The following is a 14639-nucleotide window of genomic DNA, read 5'->3' as shown; positions in this document are numbered from 1 at the left end:
GCCGTTTTTTTTATACGTCGCGGACCGTTAAAATAACAACCCTATATTTCTTGCTTCACGAACCAAGTCTATATCACTTCCATCAATTACTTTCAACAATTCCTTAAGATTTAACTTTCGTACTTCAATCGCATTTAACGATATGGGAATATATTGCGTTATGTCTTTACATTTAGTTCCTTTTGATAAATGGAACAAGATTTGTTTATCAAACAAATCAATTTCAACACTATGCTCTTGCGACTCCAACATTTTAATAACCGATTGACTGTAATATGTTTCGTCTTTTATCACTTTATCGAAGGCGAATAAGAGCTCGTCAAATGTCAAATCATTTTTTATAACTAATCCATTAGGATTTATATTTTTTATGATGGTCTTTATCTTTAAAAACTCCGTGAACATCGTAAGTAATATGATTTTACAATTTGGCATATACTCTAAAATCAATTTCGCCAAATCTTCACCGGAATAAATACTTTTTTCCTCATAAGGCGGCATGCTTATGTCTAGAAAAGCAATATCAAAAACTACCGATTCAGGATCTGTAATTAAATTATAGGCTGATTCACAATCTTTAGCTTCCATTATAGCAAACTCATGACTCTTGGGATTGTATCTTGTAATTGCATTTTTATATCCTTGTATAATAAAAGGGTGATCATCTACAATTAGTATATTGTTCTTTATAGTGGTTGGGGTAGCCGATTCCATTGTCATTTCTATGTAAGTATTAGTTTTTGTTCTATTGGGACGATAATGGTGATAGTTGTACCTTCTCCTTTTTTTGAGTTCACGTGAAATTCGCCATGGCACTCTTTTGTTCGAGAGATCATATTTTGAATCCCAATACCCTTCTTTTTTACTCTTGTATTAAATCCTATGCCGTCATCACTAATTACGAGAACCAGATTGTCCTCTTTTTTCTTCAATTCTATTTTAACAGTATTTGCATTGGAATATTTATTACTATTTTGAAGCGATTCTTGCATGATTCGGTACAAATTAATCTTCACAGAATTCACTAACGCATCCCATTTTATAGTACTGTCAATATTTGAAATCAACTTAGTACGAAAAGTCTTCCTCTGCTCTTCAAATAGATTGTCAACGATAGCGACGAAGTTATTAATTAATTCTGATTTTTCCCTATTTAAATCATGTGAAATTTCACGAATATCCTGTTCTATGTTCTTTAATTCCGATAAATAACTAATTCTTTGATTGACAGCCATTTCGTCCTGAAACCCATTTAAGCCATCTAAATTCATGCGAACACCAAACATTCTACCTAAAACGCCATCATGTAGCTCTTGGGCTACCCTTTTTTTCTCCTTTACTCGTATGATGTCCATTGTAGTTTGCTGGGAAATCATTAAACTATAAATATCCTCGTTGGCTTTTTGCTGCTGTTGCTTGTATAAAAGCACCCGGTTCTTAGTTTTCTGGGCTTTAATAATATAGATAAATAAGCCTAAGATAGTTACAAGGCCTAAAATATATACTAAATTTCTGTTTTGAATGGTTAAATCGATGTTTTCTCCTTTAATTTGATCTGTTTCATACTCAATCCGAGAGAATTTTTCGCCCATACTGCGTTCTGTCTTCTGTAGATCTTCATTAATTTGAATATATTCCCTATTATAAACCGCTGCCTTTTTGGGTTCGATAATTGCTAATTGCTTTAATGCTACTAAAACATCTCTAGAAACATCAGTTGACTTAGCTAACAACAGGGCTTCATTAGAATATTTTAATGCATTTAAAGTATCCATTTTTGATGCAAAATATTCTGACAAATGGATTTTATTAACAAATACACCACTAGTTAATTTCAAGCTGTCTTTAAACTTAAGAGATTGAAAAAACATATCTGGAAGCCCATCTTTTTCATTGAGTTTAAATTTTGAATAAGCCAAATTATCCAACAACAATGCATAGACAAAAGGCTTTTGAATACTCAAATCACTCTGCTCCAATCCTTTTTTAAAATAGTTTTTTGCTAGTTGAAATTTTTTTGCGTTCAAATATAAAAACCCTATATTATTATAAGAGGTAGCTCTTGATTGAAATTCAGGATATATTATTTCATCATCAATTACTGAGAGTGCTTTATTATGATAAATAATTCCATTCTCAAATTCTCCCTGCTCACAATAGGTAATACCTAAAAGGTTATAGGCATCATAATAAATACTATTGAATTGTTTTTCTCCTTTGATAATTCGCAATACGCTAAAAACCGCTTTTTCAGTTTCTGAAAAATCACCTGCATGAAATTGTAGAGTAGCTTTATTAATTATAGTTTTACTAAGATTAAATTTATCTTCAAGACTTTCATATCCTTTTTCAGCTCTATCATAAAACATAAAAGCACTATCGGGAACTGATTGAGAAACATAATAATCTCCGAGATAAGTATACGCTTTAGCTTTACTTAAGGAATCATTAGCTATTTCTGATTTTTCTAAAACCAAATAAACAGTTTTACTATATTTATTCCAATCATTAATATTGTAAAACCTATTAGCAACTTTAAAAAGATTAACTCTATTTAAGGAATCATTTTCATTATTAATTACAATATCATAAGCTTTTTGATTATAATGTAATCTCTTTTCTCTTGATAGTAACAAGTCGTTAGCTAAAGTAAAATATGAAGACAAACTGTCTTCAGAAGATTTAATATAACTCATTTGTTCGTTTTTCTTGGAACAACCAAAAAAAACAAACAGAAGTAGCAATCCTAAATATATATTTCGTTTAACTTTCAATTATTGATTATGAATTTTATCAAAAATAGTAAAATAAAAACAATTGGCATAAAAAAAAGCTATCAAATAATTGATAGCCTTCATATAATATTAAAATTTATAACTTTTAGCCATTTTCATATTTCCACCCGCAGCATTTCCACCAATGATATCCATTTTCATGTTACCACCTGCAGCGTTTCCGCCAATGATATCCATTTTCATATTTCCACCTGCAGCGTTTCCGCCAATAATATCCATTTTCATATTTCCACCTGCAGCGTTTCCACCGATGATATCCATTTTCATGTTCCCACCTGCAGCATTTCCGCCTATGATATCCATTTTCATATTTCCACCTGCAGCGTTTCCACCGATAATACTATTTGTCTCTGGAGTAGTAAAAGAAGTTAAGATCATTACTAAAGAGAATAAACTGATTGTTACCATTGCTTTTTTCATAATAGGAATTTTTTTATGTTATTTTTTGTGTTTACATTATATATGACATGCTATTTAAGCGTCAGTACAATGTAAAAGTAGATAGCATCTTTGTTATTTTCTTACAAAAAAAAGGTTAAATGGTAGAATGCAATCATCTGATAGTGAATGAACATCAAATCGTGGTAGATGGGTATTTTTAGATCTCTAAGTAATTTCCGTTTGAAATTTCGGAAATTATAAGATCAATATTAACCTTATAAGACTTAGAAAAAGGGATTTTCGACGTAGTATTTTTAATATAACATACTGCATTTCCGGTGTGGATCCTGGAAATGTATCGCGAATTAACAATATAACTGTTATGAATCCGCACAAAGGGATACAACAAGACACCCTCAAAATGTTTCAATGTTTTGAAAGCAGTGATCATTTCACCACCATTTAGGTGTATGTCTGTCGAATTATTATCCGCTTGCAAGTAACAAATATCTCTGGCATCAATATATCTGTGGTCACCATATGATTTTATACACAATATAAGTGGCTCCTCGATAGCGGACGCTAAATGCTGTACCATGACCGCTGGCCTTTCCTCAAGAACATGGGGGTTAGTTAAAGTAGCTACATTTTCACCCTCCGATTTTTTCAACTTTAATACGGCCTTTATAAAATCTATACGAGCCAAAGGCTTTAAAATATAATTGGAGACCTCATATTGGATTGCTTCGTATGCCAAATCCTTCTTAGAAGTGGTAACAATAATTTTAGGTATTACTTTCAGGTATCGGTGTAATTCATTGATAAGCATCAATGATAAGTTGCTTTTTTTATTCGAAGGGTCAATCTCAAGAAAGATTAATTGGGGAGTATGTTCTAATATAAGATTTAGCCCTTCTTCATAATTATTTGCAGAAGCTATGAAGGCAAGCTCCGAAAAACTATCAGCCATGGCTCTTGTTTTCAAAACACTTTCTTGATCATCGTCAATAATAATGTACGAATAGTTCATCTATAGCTCTTCCTAAATTGTTAGGCATATTATTAAGCGCTTAAAGCAGTTTACGCTCCAAAAAGAAATTAACATCTATGGTAGTTTTGGGAAACATCATAAATAAAAAACCAATTATCTATTGTTATTTAACAAAATAAAAATACAGGTTTCACTCAGCATTAAAGTAATATGTTCATATGTTGTTAACAAATGTTTATAGTTTAAGACTAAAGACACATAAATCCGACTAACTACACTATCGCCATAGATACAAAACCCCTCATTTTAAACACTATGCGGATTTAACAACCCCAAAAAACAAAAGGCCTTCCAATTTGGAAAGCCTTTTGATATATCAGAATGGAGGTTATTACATTTTCATCAACCAGTTCTTCATTGACACCTCGTTTTCGATAATAGCGTTCAGGTCTAAAATTTTAACTCGGTCTTGCTTCATGGTATCGCGGTGACGAATCGTCACGGTTTGATCTTCTATCGTTTGATGATCCACTGTAATACAAAATGGAGTCCCTAATGCATCTTGTCTTCTATAACGACGACCTACTGCATCTTTCTCATCATATCCTACATTGAAATCCCATTTTAAGTCTTCAACGATTTTATGCGCTATTTCAGGTAAACCATCTTTTTTAACCAACGGCAAAACTACTGCTTTTGTAGGCGCTAATACCGACGGTAATTTCAAGACTGTTCTACTTGATCCATCTTCTAAAGTTTCCTCTTTTAAAGAAGTTGCAAAAACAGCCAAGAACATTCTGTCTAATCCAACAGATGTCTCCACCACATAAGGAACATAATTTTGATTCAATTCAGCATCAAAATACTGTAGTTTTCTACCTGAGAATTTTTCATGCGCTTTTAAATCAAAATCAGTACGAGAGTGAATTCCCTCTAACTCTTTGAATCCAAAAGGAAAATTGAACTCTATATCAGCTGCTGCATTAGCATAATGCGCTAGTTTTTCATGATCGTGAAAACGATAATTTTCACGCCCTAAACCTAGAGATAAATGCCATTTCAATCGCGTTTCTTTCCAGTATTCATAGTGCTTCATTTCATCTCCTGGACGAACAAAAAACTGCATTTCCATTTGTTCAAATTCGCGCATACGAAAGATAAACTGTCTCGCTACAATTTCATTTCTAAATGCTTTCCCGGTTTGAGCAATTCCAAAAGGAACTTTCATTCTGCCTGATTTTTGCACATTCAAGAAGTTTACAAAAATACCTTGAGCGGTTTCAGGACGCAAATACAAATCCATTGCGGTATCTGCGGATGCACCTAATTTTGTGCCAAACATCAAATTAAACTGTCTAACCTCTGTCCAATTTCGGGATCCTGACTCAGGACAGGCTATTTCTAACTCTTCAATTAATGCTTTTACATCTTCTAAATCTTCGTTTCCTAAAGAACGTCCTAAACGCTCTAGAATTTCTCTTTCTCTGGCTTTGTATTCCATCACCCTAGGATTTGTAGTTACAAATTCCTGCTCGTTGAAAGCATCGCCGAAACGAGTTTTTGCTTTTTCGACTTCTTTGATTGCTTTAATATTGAGCTTTTCAGCATAATCTTCAATCAGAACATCAGCTCTATATCTTCTTTTAGAATCTTTATTGTCAATTAATGGATCATTAAAAGCATCCACGTGTCCCGATGCTTTCCAGGTGGTAGGATGCATCAAGATAGATGCGTCGAGACCAACAATGTTATCGTTCATTTGAACCATTGATTTCCACCAATATTCTCGTATATTCTTTTTTAATTCTACTCCATTTTGTGCATAATCATAAACTGCACTTAAACCATCGTATATTTCGCTTGACGGAAAAATAAATCCGTACTCTTTTGCATGCGAAATTACATTCTTAAATATGTCTTCTTGTTTTGCCATAATGCAAAAATATAAAAAGCGAACTTAAAAAAAGAGATATAGAGGAAGTTTGAAGCATTGATTTTCATATTTTTATAAATAAATCAGTAATTAAATGTTAAAATACCTTTTAAACCTATTCTTTCCTCCCGTATGCGCTGGCTGTAACTCGTTTTTAATGAAGAATGAAAAAGTAATATGCACGGTGTGCCGGCATCATATTCCTTTAACAAATCACCATATAACTCCCGAAAATGAAGCTTTTAAGAAATTTTATGGCCGAATTCCGCTAGAATATGCCTCTGCATTTCTTTATTTTCATAAAAAAGGAATCGTGCAAGAACTCATTCATAAATTAAAATATAAAGGGCATGAAGAAATAGGATCTGTTATAGGCAAATGGTATGCAGAAGATTTGAAAGAAAAAACAATCCTCAAAACAGCAGATATGATTATCCCGGTTCCCTTGCATAAAAAAAAGTTTAGAGAAAGGGGGTATAATCAAGTAACCACTTTTGGGGTGGCACTTTCGGCGGAATTCGGTATACCCTATAACGACTCCCTTTTGTTTCGGACTGTTTATTCAAAAACACAATCCCAAAAAAGTTTATTAGACCGAAGCGAAAAAATTAATCTCATTTTTGACGTTTCCTTTAATGAAAAAGATCATAATAAACACTACATACTTGTTGACGATGTCATCACGACAGGGGCCACATTAGAGGCCTGTTCCAGAGCTTTAATGAAAATTCCCGGCGCGAAAGTTAGTATTGTATGCATGGCGATGGCACAGTCTTAATATTTTCCATTTAATCACCGCACTATTCTTAAATCAATACTATTTTAAAAACTGTCCCATTTAAAGCAGCTTTAAGATTAATAACCCTAAGGAAAAATAGCACTATCAATTAAATTAATCTTATAATAACTAAATAGAATTTCCGATTTCAAAGTTAAATGTTTAAATTTGAATAACATTTATAAATCTTTAAACAAATATATCATGGCTTTTGAATTACCTCAATTACCTTATGCGTATGACGCATTAGAACCTTATATTGATGCACGTACGATGGAAATTCATCACTCGAAGCACCACAATGCCTATACTACTAACCTTAATGCAGCAGCAGCAGGGACGGATATGGAAGGAAAGACAATCGAAAATATTTTGATTAATCTTGACATGAAGAATACTGCCGTTCGTAACAATGGTGGTGGATTTTACAATCATACTCTTTTTTGGAATGTAATGAGTCCAAATGGAGGCGGACTTCCAACGGGAGATTTACTAACTGCAATTGAAAGTGCTTTTGGAACTTTTGAAGAGTTTAAAGCAAAATTCAGCAAAGCGGGAGCAACACAGTTTGGATCAGGTTGGGCTTGGCTTTGTGTTCACAAAGGCGGAAAACTAGATGTTTGTGGAACTCCAAATCAAGACAATCCATTAATGCCAGGAATAGGATGTGGTGGAACTCCAATTTTAGGAATGGACGTTTGGGAACATGCTTATTATTTGCATTATCAAAACAGAAGACCTGATTATATTGAAGCTTTCTTTAATGTAATTAACTGGACAGAAGTGTCTCGAAGATTTGCATCTGAAAAATAATAAAAACGGGTAGAAGTTAGCGTTGGGAAGTATAAACTGTTTAACCGACGTTAATGAGAACTTTAGAAATAAAAAAGTCGGATGAGCTATATAGTTCATCCGAACTTTTTTTATGTTTTTTTACTCTAATACCAAACGAATTAGTGTTTTAGCCCAAATCGTTTTGATATAATGCCGGTGTGATATAAAATAATACAATGTAATTGGAGTATATTGAATATAAAATCGATATAACCTCAAACTTCATTTCTCTTCCCTTTATTCCAATAAAAAAGGCGGAATTGCTTCCACCTTTTTTGCCCCAAATCTACCATAAACTTAACCTACTAATTTTATGGTGATATAAATTTAAGTCAAAAAATAACTAGATAAAATTATTTAAGGCAAACAACCTATAAAATCGATAAACTACTGATTTAAAGTATTTTAAACTCTTAATTAAAAAAAACAAGCGTACCAAATACAGAATGTTTTGAATACGGATAACCAAAATAGAAGGATTTTTACAATCCTACATCAATAATTAAAAAAGGTGGAATTGCTTCCACCTTTTTTGTCCCAAATCTACCATCAACTTAACCTAGTAATTTTATGGTAAATTAAATTTATGGCAAACTATAAAAGTTGACAAACATTTTAGATGAACAACCTATAAAAACGACAAGTTAACAAATAATAAATTTCACAGAGAGATCGATACTAAACACATACTGTTTCGGATCTGGGTCAGCAATTGTGAGCTATTTTTCCCTTCTGTACTAAATAAAAAAGCAATGATTGTCAATTTATGAAATTCATTGCTTTTTCTATCTCTATTTTAGTCCAATAAAAAAGGTGGAATTGCTTCCACCTTTTTTGCCCCAAATCTACCATAAACTTAACCTACTAATTTTATGGTGCTCCAAATTTAAACCAAGTGAACGATGTTCACAAAAAATTTAGATGAACGACCTGTAAATAGGTTGAAATACACTTTATGTCCTTTTAATATGCTCTCGCATCTTTTCCTTCATAGAAATTCATAAAGGCTCTATTCACTACTCTATTACCACCCGGTGTAGGATAGTCTCCTGTAAAATACCAATCTCCTAAGTTTTTTGGACAGGCGATATGTAAATCTTCAACTGTTTGAAATATAATTTTTACTTCCGCCTTGATCTCTGGCGAGCTCAACATTTCTGCAATTTTATCTGAAACCTCCTGTGGCTGGAATGGCTCATAAATGGCCGTAACATAATTTAATACGTCCTGGTCCTTGTAGTTTTCCTGCGATTTACATTTTAAATAAACTTCATCAACAATATGATATAAATTTCTTTCTTTAAGCAATTCTAAAGCTGCTCTAAAGGCTACTAAACCTTCCAGTTTTGCCATATCGATACCATAACAGTCAGGAAACCTTATTTGTGGCGCAGATGAAACGACAACAATCCTTTTAGGATTTAAACGATCCATCATTTTGATGATACTCATTTTCAATGTTGTTCCTCTTACAATGCTATCATCAATGATCACTAAATTATCCGTTGGTTTAATAACCCCATATGTCACATCGTATATGTGCGCTACTAAATCATCCCTACTACTGTCTTCAGTAATAAATGTTCTTAGTTTAGCATCTTTAATCGCTACTTTTTCGGTGCGAATCTTCACTGAAAGTACTTCTTCTAAAGAATCCGTTGTTAAGTTATCTCTATTTTCAAGAATGTAATTTTTCTTTCTTTGGTTTAAAAAATCCTGAGCTGCTTCAACTAAACCGTAAAACGAAGTCTCAGCCGTATTTGGAATATAGGAAAAAACAGTGTTATCAGTATCTTGTTCTATCGCGTTAAGAACTGCTGGCAAAATTAATCTTCCTAAGTTTTTTCTTTCTTGATATATTTCAGCATCACTTCCTCTGGAAAAATAAATTCTTTCAAAAGAGCAAGCTTTCTTAACCGTAGGAGGAAGAATTTCTTCCATCGAAACAATTCCGTTTTTCTTAATTATTAACGCTTTTCCACGATCTATTTCATGTACCGCTTCAAAAGGAACATTAAAAACAGTTTGAATAACTGGCCTTTCAGAAGCTACTACAACCACTTCATCATCCTGATAAAAATAAGCGGGACGTATCCCCGCAGGGTCTCTAAAAACAAATGCATCACCATGTCCAAGAAGTCCTGCCATCGCATAACCACCATCTAAGTTTTTTGACGCTCTGGTTAATATTTTTGCCACATCTAATTTTTCTGCAATAACCGGAGAGGCTTCTCTTTTCGTTAAACCGTCATTTTTACATTCTTGGTATAGATCGGTCACTTCATCATCGAGAAAATGACCTATTTTTTCCATTATAGTCACCGTATCCGCCATCTCTTTTGGATGTTGACCTAACTCAACAAGACTTTGAAAAAGTTCCTTTACATTCGTCATGTTAAAATTTCCAGCTAGTATCAGATTCCTGTGCATCCAGTTATTCTGACGCAAAAAAGGATGGACACTCTCGATGCTATTTTTCCCAAACGTTCCGTAACGCACATGCCCTAAAAACAATTCGCCGATGTATGGAATATTTGCTTTTTGAAGCGCCACGTTATCTGCATATTCAGGATGTGCGGCCATCTCCTCGTTTACTCTGTCATTTATCTGAGCAAAAACATCTTGGATTGGTTGAGCATGATTAGATCGCACTCGGCTAATATATCTTTCCCCCGGCTCAACATCAAGTTTTATACTTGCAAAACCAGCACCATCTTGTCCACGGTTGTGTTGTTTTTCCATTAGGAGATACATTTTCTGTATTCCGTAGAAAGCAGTTCCGTATTTCTCTTTGTAAAATTCAAGCGGTTTAAGTAGTCTAACTAAGGCTATCCCACATTCATGTTGTAAAGCATCGCTCATCGTGTTGTAGTTTGTTGTGTTTTTATTTCCTAAAATAAGTTCTTACAAATAGCTTGTAAGACTAATAATCAAAAAAGCCTCGTTTCCGAGGCTTTAAGACATTATAATTCTATATCAAATTGCATTAAAGATTTGAACTGTTTCAACCTTGACACTACTTCCTTCTTATCTAAAGTAATCATTCTTTCTGTTCCAAATTTCTCGACGCAAAAAGAAGCTAAGTTAGAACCATAGATAGTAGCATTTTTCATATTTTCGAATGACACGTTTTCACTCTGTGTAATAAATCCTGCAAAACCACCAGCGAAAGTATCTCCAGCTCCTGTTGGATCAAAAACCTCTTCTAATGGTAAAGCGGGTGCAAAGAAAACCTGAAGATCATGAAATAATAAAGCCCCATGCTCTCCTTTTTTAATCACAACATATTTTGGACCCATTGCTTGAATTTTAGCCGCTGCTTTGACCAAAGAGTACTCTCCTGAAAGTTGTCTTGCTTCCTCATCATTAATTGTAATTACATCTACACGTTTAATTACGTCAAGCAATTCTGGCAATGCACAATCCATCCAGAAATTCATGGTGTCTAGAACCACTAATTTTGGTTTCGTTTCCATTTGGTCTAAAACACTACTTTGCACTATTGGATGCAAGTTCCCAAGCATCACTACATCAGCACTCTTGTAGTTCTCTGGAACTTTAGGCTGGAAATCAGCCAAGACATTTAATTGCGTATCTAAGGTGTCTCTTGAATTTAAATCGTTGTGATAGCGACCGCTCCAAAAGAATGTTTTTCCTCCTTTAACTACTTCAAGACCAGAAATATCAATATTTCTTTCCACGAGTAAATCCAAATATTCTTGTGGAAAGTCATCGCCCACTACAGAAACTATAGCCGATTGCAAGTTAAAAAAAGCAGCAGAAAGGCCTATATAGGTTCCTGCCCCACCTAAAATCTTATCTGTTTTACCAAAAGGAGTTTCAATTGCGTCGAAAGCAACTGTTCCGACAATCAATAATTTGTTCATTTTATGAGTTTGGAATTAAAGCGCAAAGGTAGTTCATAAGTTACACTATTGCAACGGTTCAGAGTCGGAAAGTTTTCATAAAAGTTTCCCTTCCTCCTTCTCATAAAAAGCATCTATAGACAACGGTGTAGATTGTGCGGCCATAACAGCCAGCACATCACATCGTTCGTTCTGTGGATGATTATTGTGTCCTTTTATCCATTTAAAATCGACTTGATGCTTTCTATAAGTCAACAAAAGACGCTTCCATAAATCAGCATTTTTCCGATCTACAAATCGTTTTTTCTCCCAACCAAAGACCCATTTCTTCAATACAGAATCAACCACATACTTAGAGTCCGAAACGACAAGTACTCTTGTATTTGCATTCTTTAATTTTTCTAAACCTACAATTACCGCTAACAGCTCCATCCTATTATTAGTGGTTAACCTAAAGCCTTCAAAAAACTCTTTACTATAGGTTTTACCCATTTTCACGCTCTCCATCACTACTCCATACCCTCCTTTACCGGGGTTTCCTTTGGCAGCGCCGTCTGTGTATATATGTACGTCGTAATTCATTAGAGATAAAATAGATTTGTGCAATATTTAGCAATGAAAATTTGAATACCTACTCTAGTAATCCAGCGATTACCTTAGGAAAAAATTCTCGCTCTAATTCATGGATTCTTTCGGCTATATCTTCTGGCGTTTCGCTTCCCGTCAATGTTACTTTTTTTTGAAAAACAACCCCACCTTCATCATAATTTTCATTTACATAATGAATGCTTATCCCAGTTTCCTTTTCCTTATTCTCAACAATTGCTTTATGAACATTCATGCCATACATCCCTTTTCCACCATATTTAGGCAGTAAAGCAGGGTGTATATTTATAATTTTATTGGGATAGGAAACAATAATATTTTGAGGGAATTTCAACAAAAATCCAGCAAGAACAATCAAATCCGGTTTAATTCTATTTATTTTATGTAATACTTCCCCTTCAATTAGTTCTTCTTTCGAAAAAACCTCTATTTGTATTTCATGATTTTTTGCACGTTCAATTACCTTGGCAGTTGGATTGTTTGTAAAAACTGCCACTACTGTTCCGGATTCACTTCCGACAAAATACTTTATAATATTTTCAGCATTAGTACCCGATCCGGAAGCAAAAACAACTATTTTTTTCATAACCCACGTAATTTAGAATAGGCAAAAAAAGGAATAAAAAATAGAAAATAAATAACATTAGGAAGTCTTTGTTAAAATTTATTTTATAATTTAGTTGATACATTTATCAACTTATTCGTTGTTTTAAAATAAAGTTTTTTATTTTTGCCAACAAATTAAATTCTAAAATTAAAGATTATGTCAGACATTGCATCAAGAGTAAAAGCGATTATCGTAGACAAATTAGGTGTTGACGAAAACGAAGTTGTAACAGAAGCAAGCTTCACTAATGATTTAGGGGCTGATTCATTAGACACTGTTGAGCTTATTATGGAATTCGAAAAAGAATTCGACATTCAAATTCCAGATGATCAAGCAGAAAACATTGCTACCGTTGGTCAAGCTATTTCTTATATCGAAGAAGCTAAAAAATAATAATTTAAACACCCGCTTACCATAGTGTATGCGGGTGTTATTATTTTTTTTGAAATTAAATTTAAGATTGATTTTCAATCAAAAGATATTTATTGTAATACCCATGGCTCTTGTGTAATAATAATACAGTAAAGAAAGCATGGGTTTTATTTGTTTAAAGATAACAAAATATATACGTTATGGTATTAAAGCGAGTTGTTGTGACGGGTTTAGGAGCTCTTACTCCTATTGGAAATAATGTTCAAGAATATTGGAATGCTCTTATTAACGGTGTTAGTGGGGCTGCTCCTATAACTTATTTTGATCCTGCTAAATTTAGAACTCATTTTGCATGCGAATTAAAGAACTTTAATGCTGAAGATTATTTAGATAGAAAGGAAGCCAGAAAAATGGACCGCTATGCACAATATGCCATGGTTGCATCGGAAGAAGCTGTGACTGACGCTGGATTCGATTTTGAGACACTCGATAAAGATCGAGCAGGTGTAATTTGGGGATCAGGTATCGGTGGATTGGAAACTTTTCAAATAGAAATGTTAAACTTCGCTGCTGGTGACGGTACGCCAAAATTCAACCCGTTCTTTATTCCAAAAATGATTTCGGATATCGCTTGTGGTCATATTTCAATAAAATACGGTTTCAGAGGCCCTAATTTTGCAACTGTTTCCGCTTGTGCTTCGTCTACAAATGCAATTATTGACGCATTCAATTATATAAGATTAGGACATGCAGATGTTATGGTAACTGGCGGTTCTGAAGCTGCAGTAACAATAGCTGGTATGGGTGGATTCAATGCCATGCACGCACTTTCCACAAGAAATGACGATCACAAAACGGCTTCAAGACCTATGGATAAAGACAGAGACGGCTTTGTTTTAGGAGAAGGAGCAGGAGCATTAATTCTTGAAGAGTACGAGCACGCAATCGCTCGTGGTGCAACTATTTATTGCGAAATCGGTGGTGGCGGAATGTCAGCCGATGCCTATCACATTACAGCACCACATCCTGATGGTTTAGGCGCAAAAAACGTAATGTTAAACTGTTTGAGAGATGCGGGATTACAACCCACTGATGTTGACGGTGTTAACATGCATGGTACTTCGACTCCCTTAGGAGATTTAGCTGAATCGAAAGCGATCACACATGTATTTGGTGAACACGCCTACAAGATGAGCTTAAATTCAACAAAGTCGATGACGGGCCACCTTTTGGGTGCTGCTGGGGCTGTAGAAACTATCTCCTCTATTCTATCTATGAAATACGGAATAGTTCCTCCAACAATAAATCATTTTACAGATGATGAAAATATTGACCCTAAACTAAACTTCACTTTTAATGTTGCACAGAAAAGAGAAATGAATGTTGTGATGAGCAATACTTTTGGCTTTGGTGGACATAACGCTTGTGTATTAGTTAAAAAATTAGACTTGTAATCTAAATGAATATAATAAAAAA

The 14639-nt window shown here is 34.0% G+C and carries 13 protein-coding genes; 4 read left to right on the top strand and 9 right to left on the bottom strand.

Annotated elements, in window-relative coordinates; genetic code table 11:
* Nucleotides 1–27: 27 nt before the first annotated feature.
* The 5 genes from A3SG_RS0114610 to A3SG_RS0114590 all read right to left on the bottom strand — a co-directional run bounded on the left by A3SG_RS0114610 (nucleotide 28) and on the right by A3SG_RS0114590 (nucleotide 6100).
* Nucleotides 28–720, bottom strand: coding sequence for a response regulator (locus A3SG_RS0114610; protein ID WP_016990752.1), 693 nt, complete (start codon nucleotides 718–720; stop codon nucleotides 28–30).
* Nucleotides 721–722: 2 nt separating this feature from the next.
* A complete protein-coding gene (locus tag A3SG_RS0114605; RefSeq protein ID WP_157485489.1) occupies nucleotides 723–2696 on the bottom strand; it encodes a tetratricopeptide repeat-containing sensor histidine kinase in 1974 nt (657 codons plus the stop codon).
* Between the two features lie 168 nt (nucleotides 2697–2864).
* Nucleotides 2865–3215, bottom strand: a complete 351-nt coding sequence (locus tag A3SG_RS0114600) for a hypothetical protein (protein WP_016990750.1) — start codon at nucleotides 3213–3215, stop codon at nucleotides 2865–2867.
* Nucleotides 3216–3393: 178 nt separating this feature from the next.
* On the bottom strand, nucleotides 3394–4206 hold the full coding sequence (locus tag A3SG_RS0114595; RefSeq protein WP_016990749.1) for a LytR/AlgR family response regulator transcription factor: 813 nt from the start codon (nucleotides 4204–4206) through the stop codon (nucleotides 3394–3396).
* Nucleotides 4207–4558: 352 nt separating this feature from the next.
* On the bottom strand, nucleotides 4559–6100 hold the full coding sequence (locus tag A3SG_RS0114590; RefSeq protein WP_016990748.1) for a glycine--tRNA ligase: 1542 nt from the start codon (nucleotides 6098–6100) through the stop codon (nucleotides 4559–4561).
* A gap of 157 nt (nucleotides 6101–6257) precedes the next feature.
* On the opposite strand from A3SG_RS0114590, the gene A3SG_RS0114585 reads away from it, so the two are divergent.
* Both A3SG_RS0114585 and A3SG_RS0114580 read left to right on the top strand, forming a co-directional pair.
* Nucleotides 6258–6878 carry a ComF family protein gene (locus tag A3SG_RS0114585; RefSeq protein ID WP_016990747.1) on the top strand — a complete coding sequence of 207 codons (621 nt, stop codon included), beginning with the start codon at nucleotides 6258–6260 and terminating at the stop codon, nucleotides 6876–6878.
* 204 nt (nucleotides 6879–7082) lie between these two features.
* Nucleotides 7083–7691: a superoxide dismutase gene (locus tag A3SG_RS0114580; protein WP_016990746.1), complete on the top strand. Its 609-nt coding sequence runs from the start codon at nucleotides 7083–7085 to the stop codon at nucleotides 7689–7691.
* Between the two features lie 984 nt (nucleotides 7692–8675).
* On the opposite strand, the gene A3SG_RS0114570 is transcribed toward A3SG_RS0114580, so the two are convergent.
* The 4 genes from A3SG_RS0114570 to purN form a co-directional block, all read right to left on the bottom strand.
* Nucleotides 8676–10574 carry an amidophosphoribosyltransferase gene (locus A3SG_RS0114570; RefSeq protein ID WP_016990745.1) on the bottom strand — a complete coding sequence of 633 codons (1899 nt, stop codon included), beginning with the start codon at nucleotides 10572–10574 and terminating at the stop codon, nucleotides 8676–8678.
* A 101-nt stretch (nucleotides 10575–10675) separates the two neighbouring features.
* Nucleotides 10676–11599, bottom strand: coding sequence for a PfkB family carbohydrate kinase (locus A3SG_RS0114565; RefSeq protein WP_016990744.1), 924 nt, complete (start codon nucleotides 11597–11599; stop codon nucleotides 10676–10678).
* 75 nt (nucleotides 11600–11674) lie between these two features.
* Nucleotides 11675–12160: a ribonuclease HI gene (rnhA, locus tag A3SG_RS0114560; RefSeq protein WP_016990743.1), complete on the bottom strand. Its 486-nt coding sequence runs from the start codon at nucleotides 12158–12160 to the stop codon at nucleotides 11675–11677.
* Nucleotides 12161–12209: 49 nt separating this feature from the next.
* Nucleotides 12210–12770 (bottom strand): phosphoribosylglycinamide formyltransferase, encoded by a 561-nt coding sequence (purN, locus tag A3SG_RS0114555; protein ID WP_016990742.1) that lies wholly within the window; start codon nucleotides 12768–12770, stop codon nucleotides 12210–12212.
* A 177-nt stretch (nucleotides 12771–12947) separates the two neighbouring features.
* Between purN and A3SG_RS0114550 the strand changes: the two genes are divergently transcribed.
* Nucleotides 12948–13184: an acyl carrier protein gene (locus tag A3SG_RS0114550; RefSeq protein WP_007137004.1), complete on the top strand. Its 237-nt coding sequence runs from the start codon at nucleotides 12948–12950 to the stop codon at nucleotides 13182–13184.
* 179 nt (nucleotides 13185–13363) lie between these two features.
* On the top strand, nucleotides 13364–14617 hold the full coding sequence (gene fabF / locus A3SG_RS0114545; RefSeq protein ID WP_016990741.1) for a beta-ketoacyl-ACP synthase II: 1254 nt from the start codon (nucleotides 13364–13366) through the stop codon (nucleotides 14615–14617).
* Nucleotides 14618–14639 lie beyond the last annotated feature (22 nt).

The organism is Flavobacterium sp. ACAM 123, from assembly GCF_000264055.1.
Lineage (GTDB): Bacteria > Bacteroidota > Bacteroidia > Flavobacteriales > Flavobacteriaceae > Flavobacterium.
The sequence above is the reverse complement of the archived record's forward strand: the minus strand, read 5'-3'. Positions and strand labels throughout refer to the sequence as shown.

Bases quoted from the DNA above. Each gene is read 5' to 3' on its own strand.
- A3SG_RS0114610 (WP_016990752.1), bottom strand. From the start codon at position 720: ATGACAATGGAATCGGCTACCCCAACCACTATAAAGAACAATATACTA.
- A3SG_RS0114605 (WP_157485489.1), bottom strand. From the start codon at position 2,696: ATGAGTTATATTAAATCTTCTGAAGACAGTTTGTCTTCATATTTTACT.
- A3SG_RS0114600 (WP_016990750.1), bottom strand. From the start codon at position 3,215: ATGAAAAAAGCAATGGTAACAATCAGTTTATTCTCTTTAGTAATGATC.
- A3SG_RS0114595 (WP_016990749.1), bottom strand. From the start codon at position 4,206: ATGAACTATTCGTACATTATTATTGACGATGATCAAGAAAGTGTTTTG.
- A3SG_RS0114590 (WP_016990748.1), bottom strand. From the start codon at position 6,100: ATGGCAAAACAAGAAGACATATTTAAGAATGTAATTTCGCATGCAAAA.
- A3SG_RS0114585 (WP_016990747.1), top strand. From the start codon at position 6,258: ATGAAGAATGAAAAAGTAATATGCACGGTGTGCCGGCATCATATTCCT.
- A3SG_RS0114580 (WP_016990746.1), top strand. From the start codon at position 7,083: ATGGCTTTTGAATTACCTCAATTACCTTATGCGTATGACGCATTAGAA.
- A3SG_RS0114570 (WP_016990745.1), bottom strand. From the start codon at position 10,574: ATGAGCGATGCTTTACAACATGAATGTGGGATAGCCTTAGTTAGACTA.
- A3SG_RS0114565 (WP_016990744.1), bottom strand. From the start codon at position 11,599: ATGAACAAATTATTGATTGTCGGAACAGTTGCTTTCGACGCAATTGAA.
- rnhA (WP_016990743.1), bottom strand. From the start codon at position 12,160: ATGAATTACGACGTACATATATACACAGACGGCGCTGCCAAAGGAAAC.
- purN (WP_016990742.1), bottom strand. From the start codon at position 12,770: ATGAAAAAAATAGTTGTTTTTGCTTCCGGATCGGGTACTAATGCTGAA.
- A3SG_RS0114550 (WP_007137004.1), top strand. From the start codon at position 12,948: ATGTCAGACATTGCATCAAGAGTAAAAGCGATTATCGTAGACAAATTA.
- fabF (WP_016990741.1), top strand. From the start codon at position 13,364: ATGGTATTAAAGCGAGTTGTTGTGACGGGTTTAGGAGCTCTTACTCCT.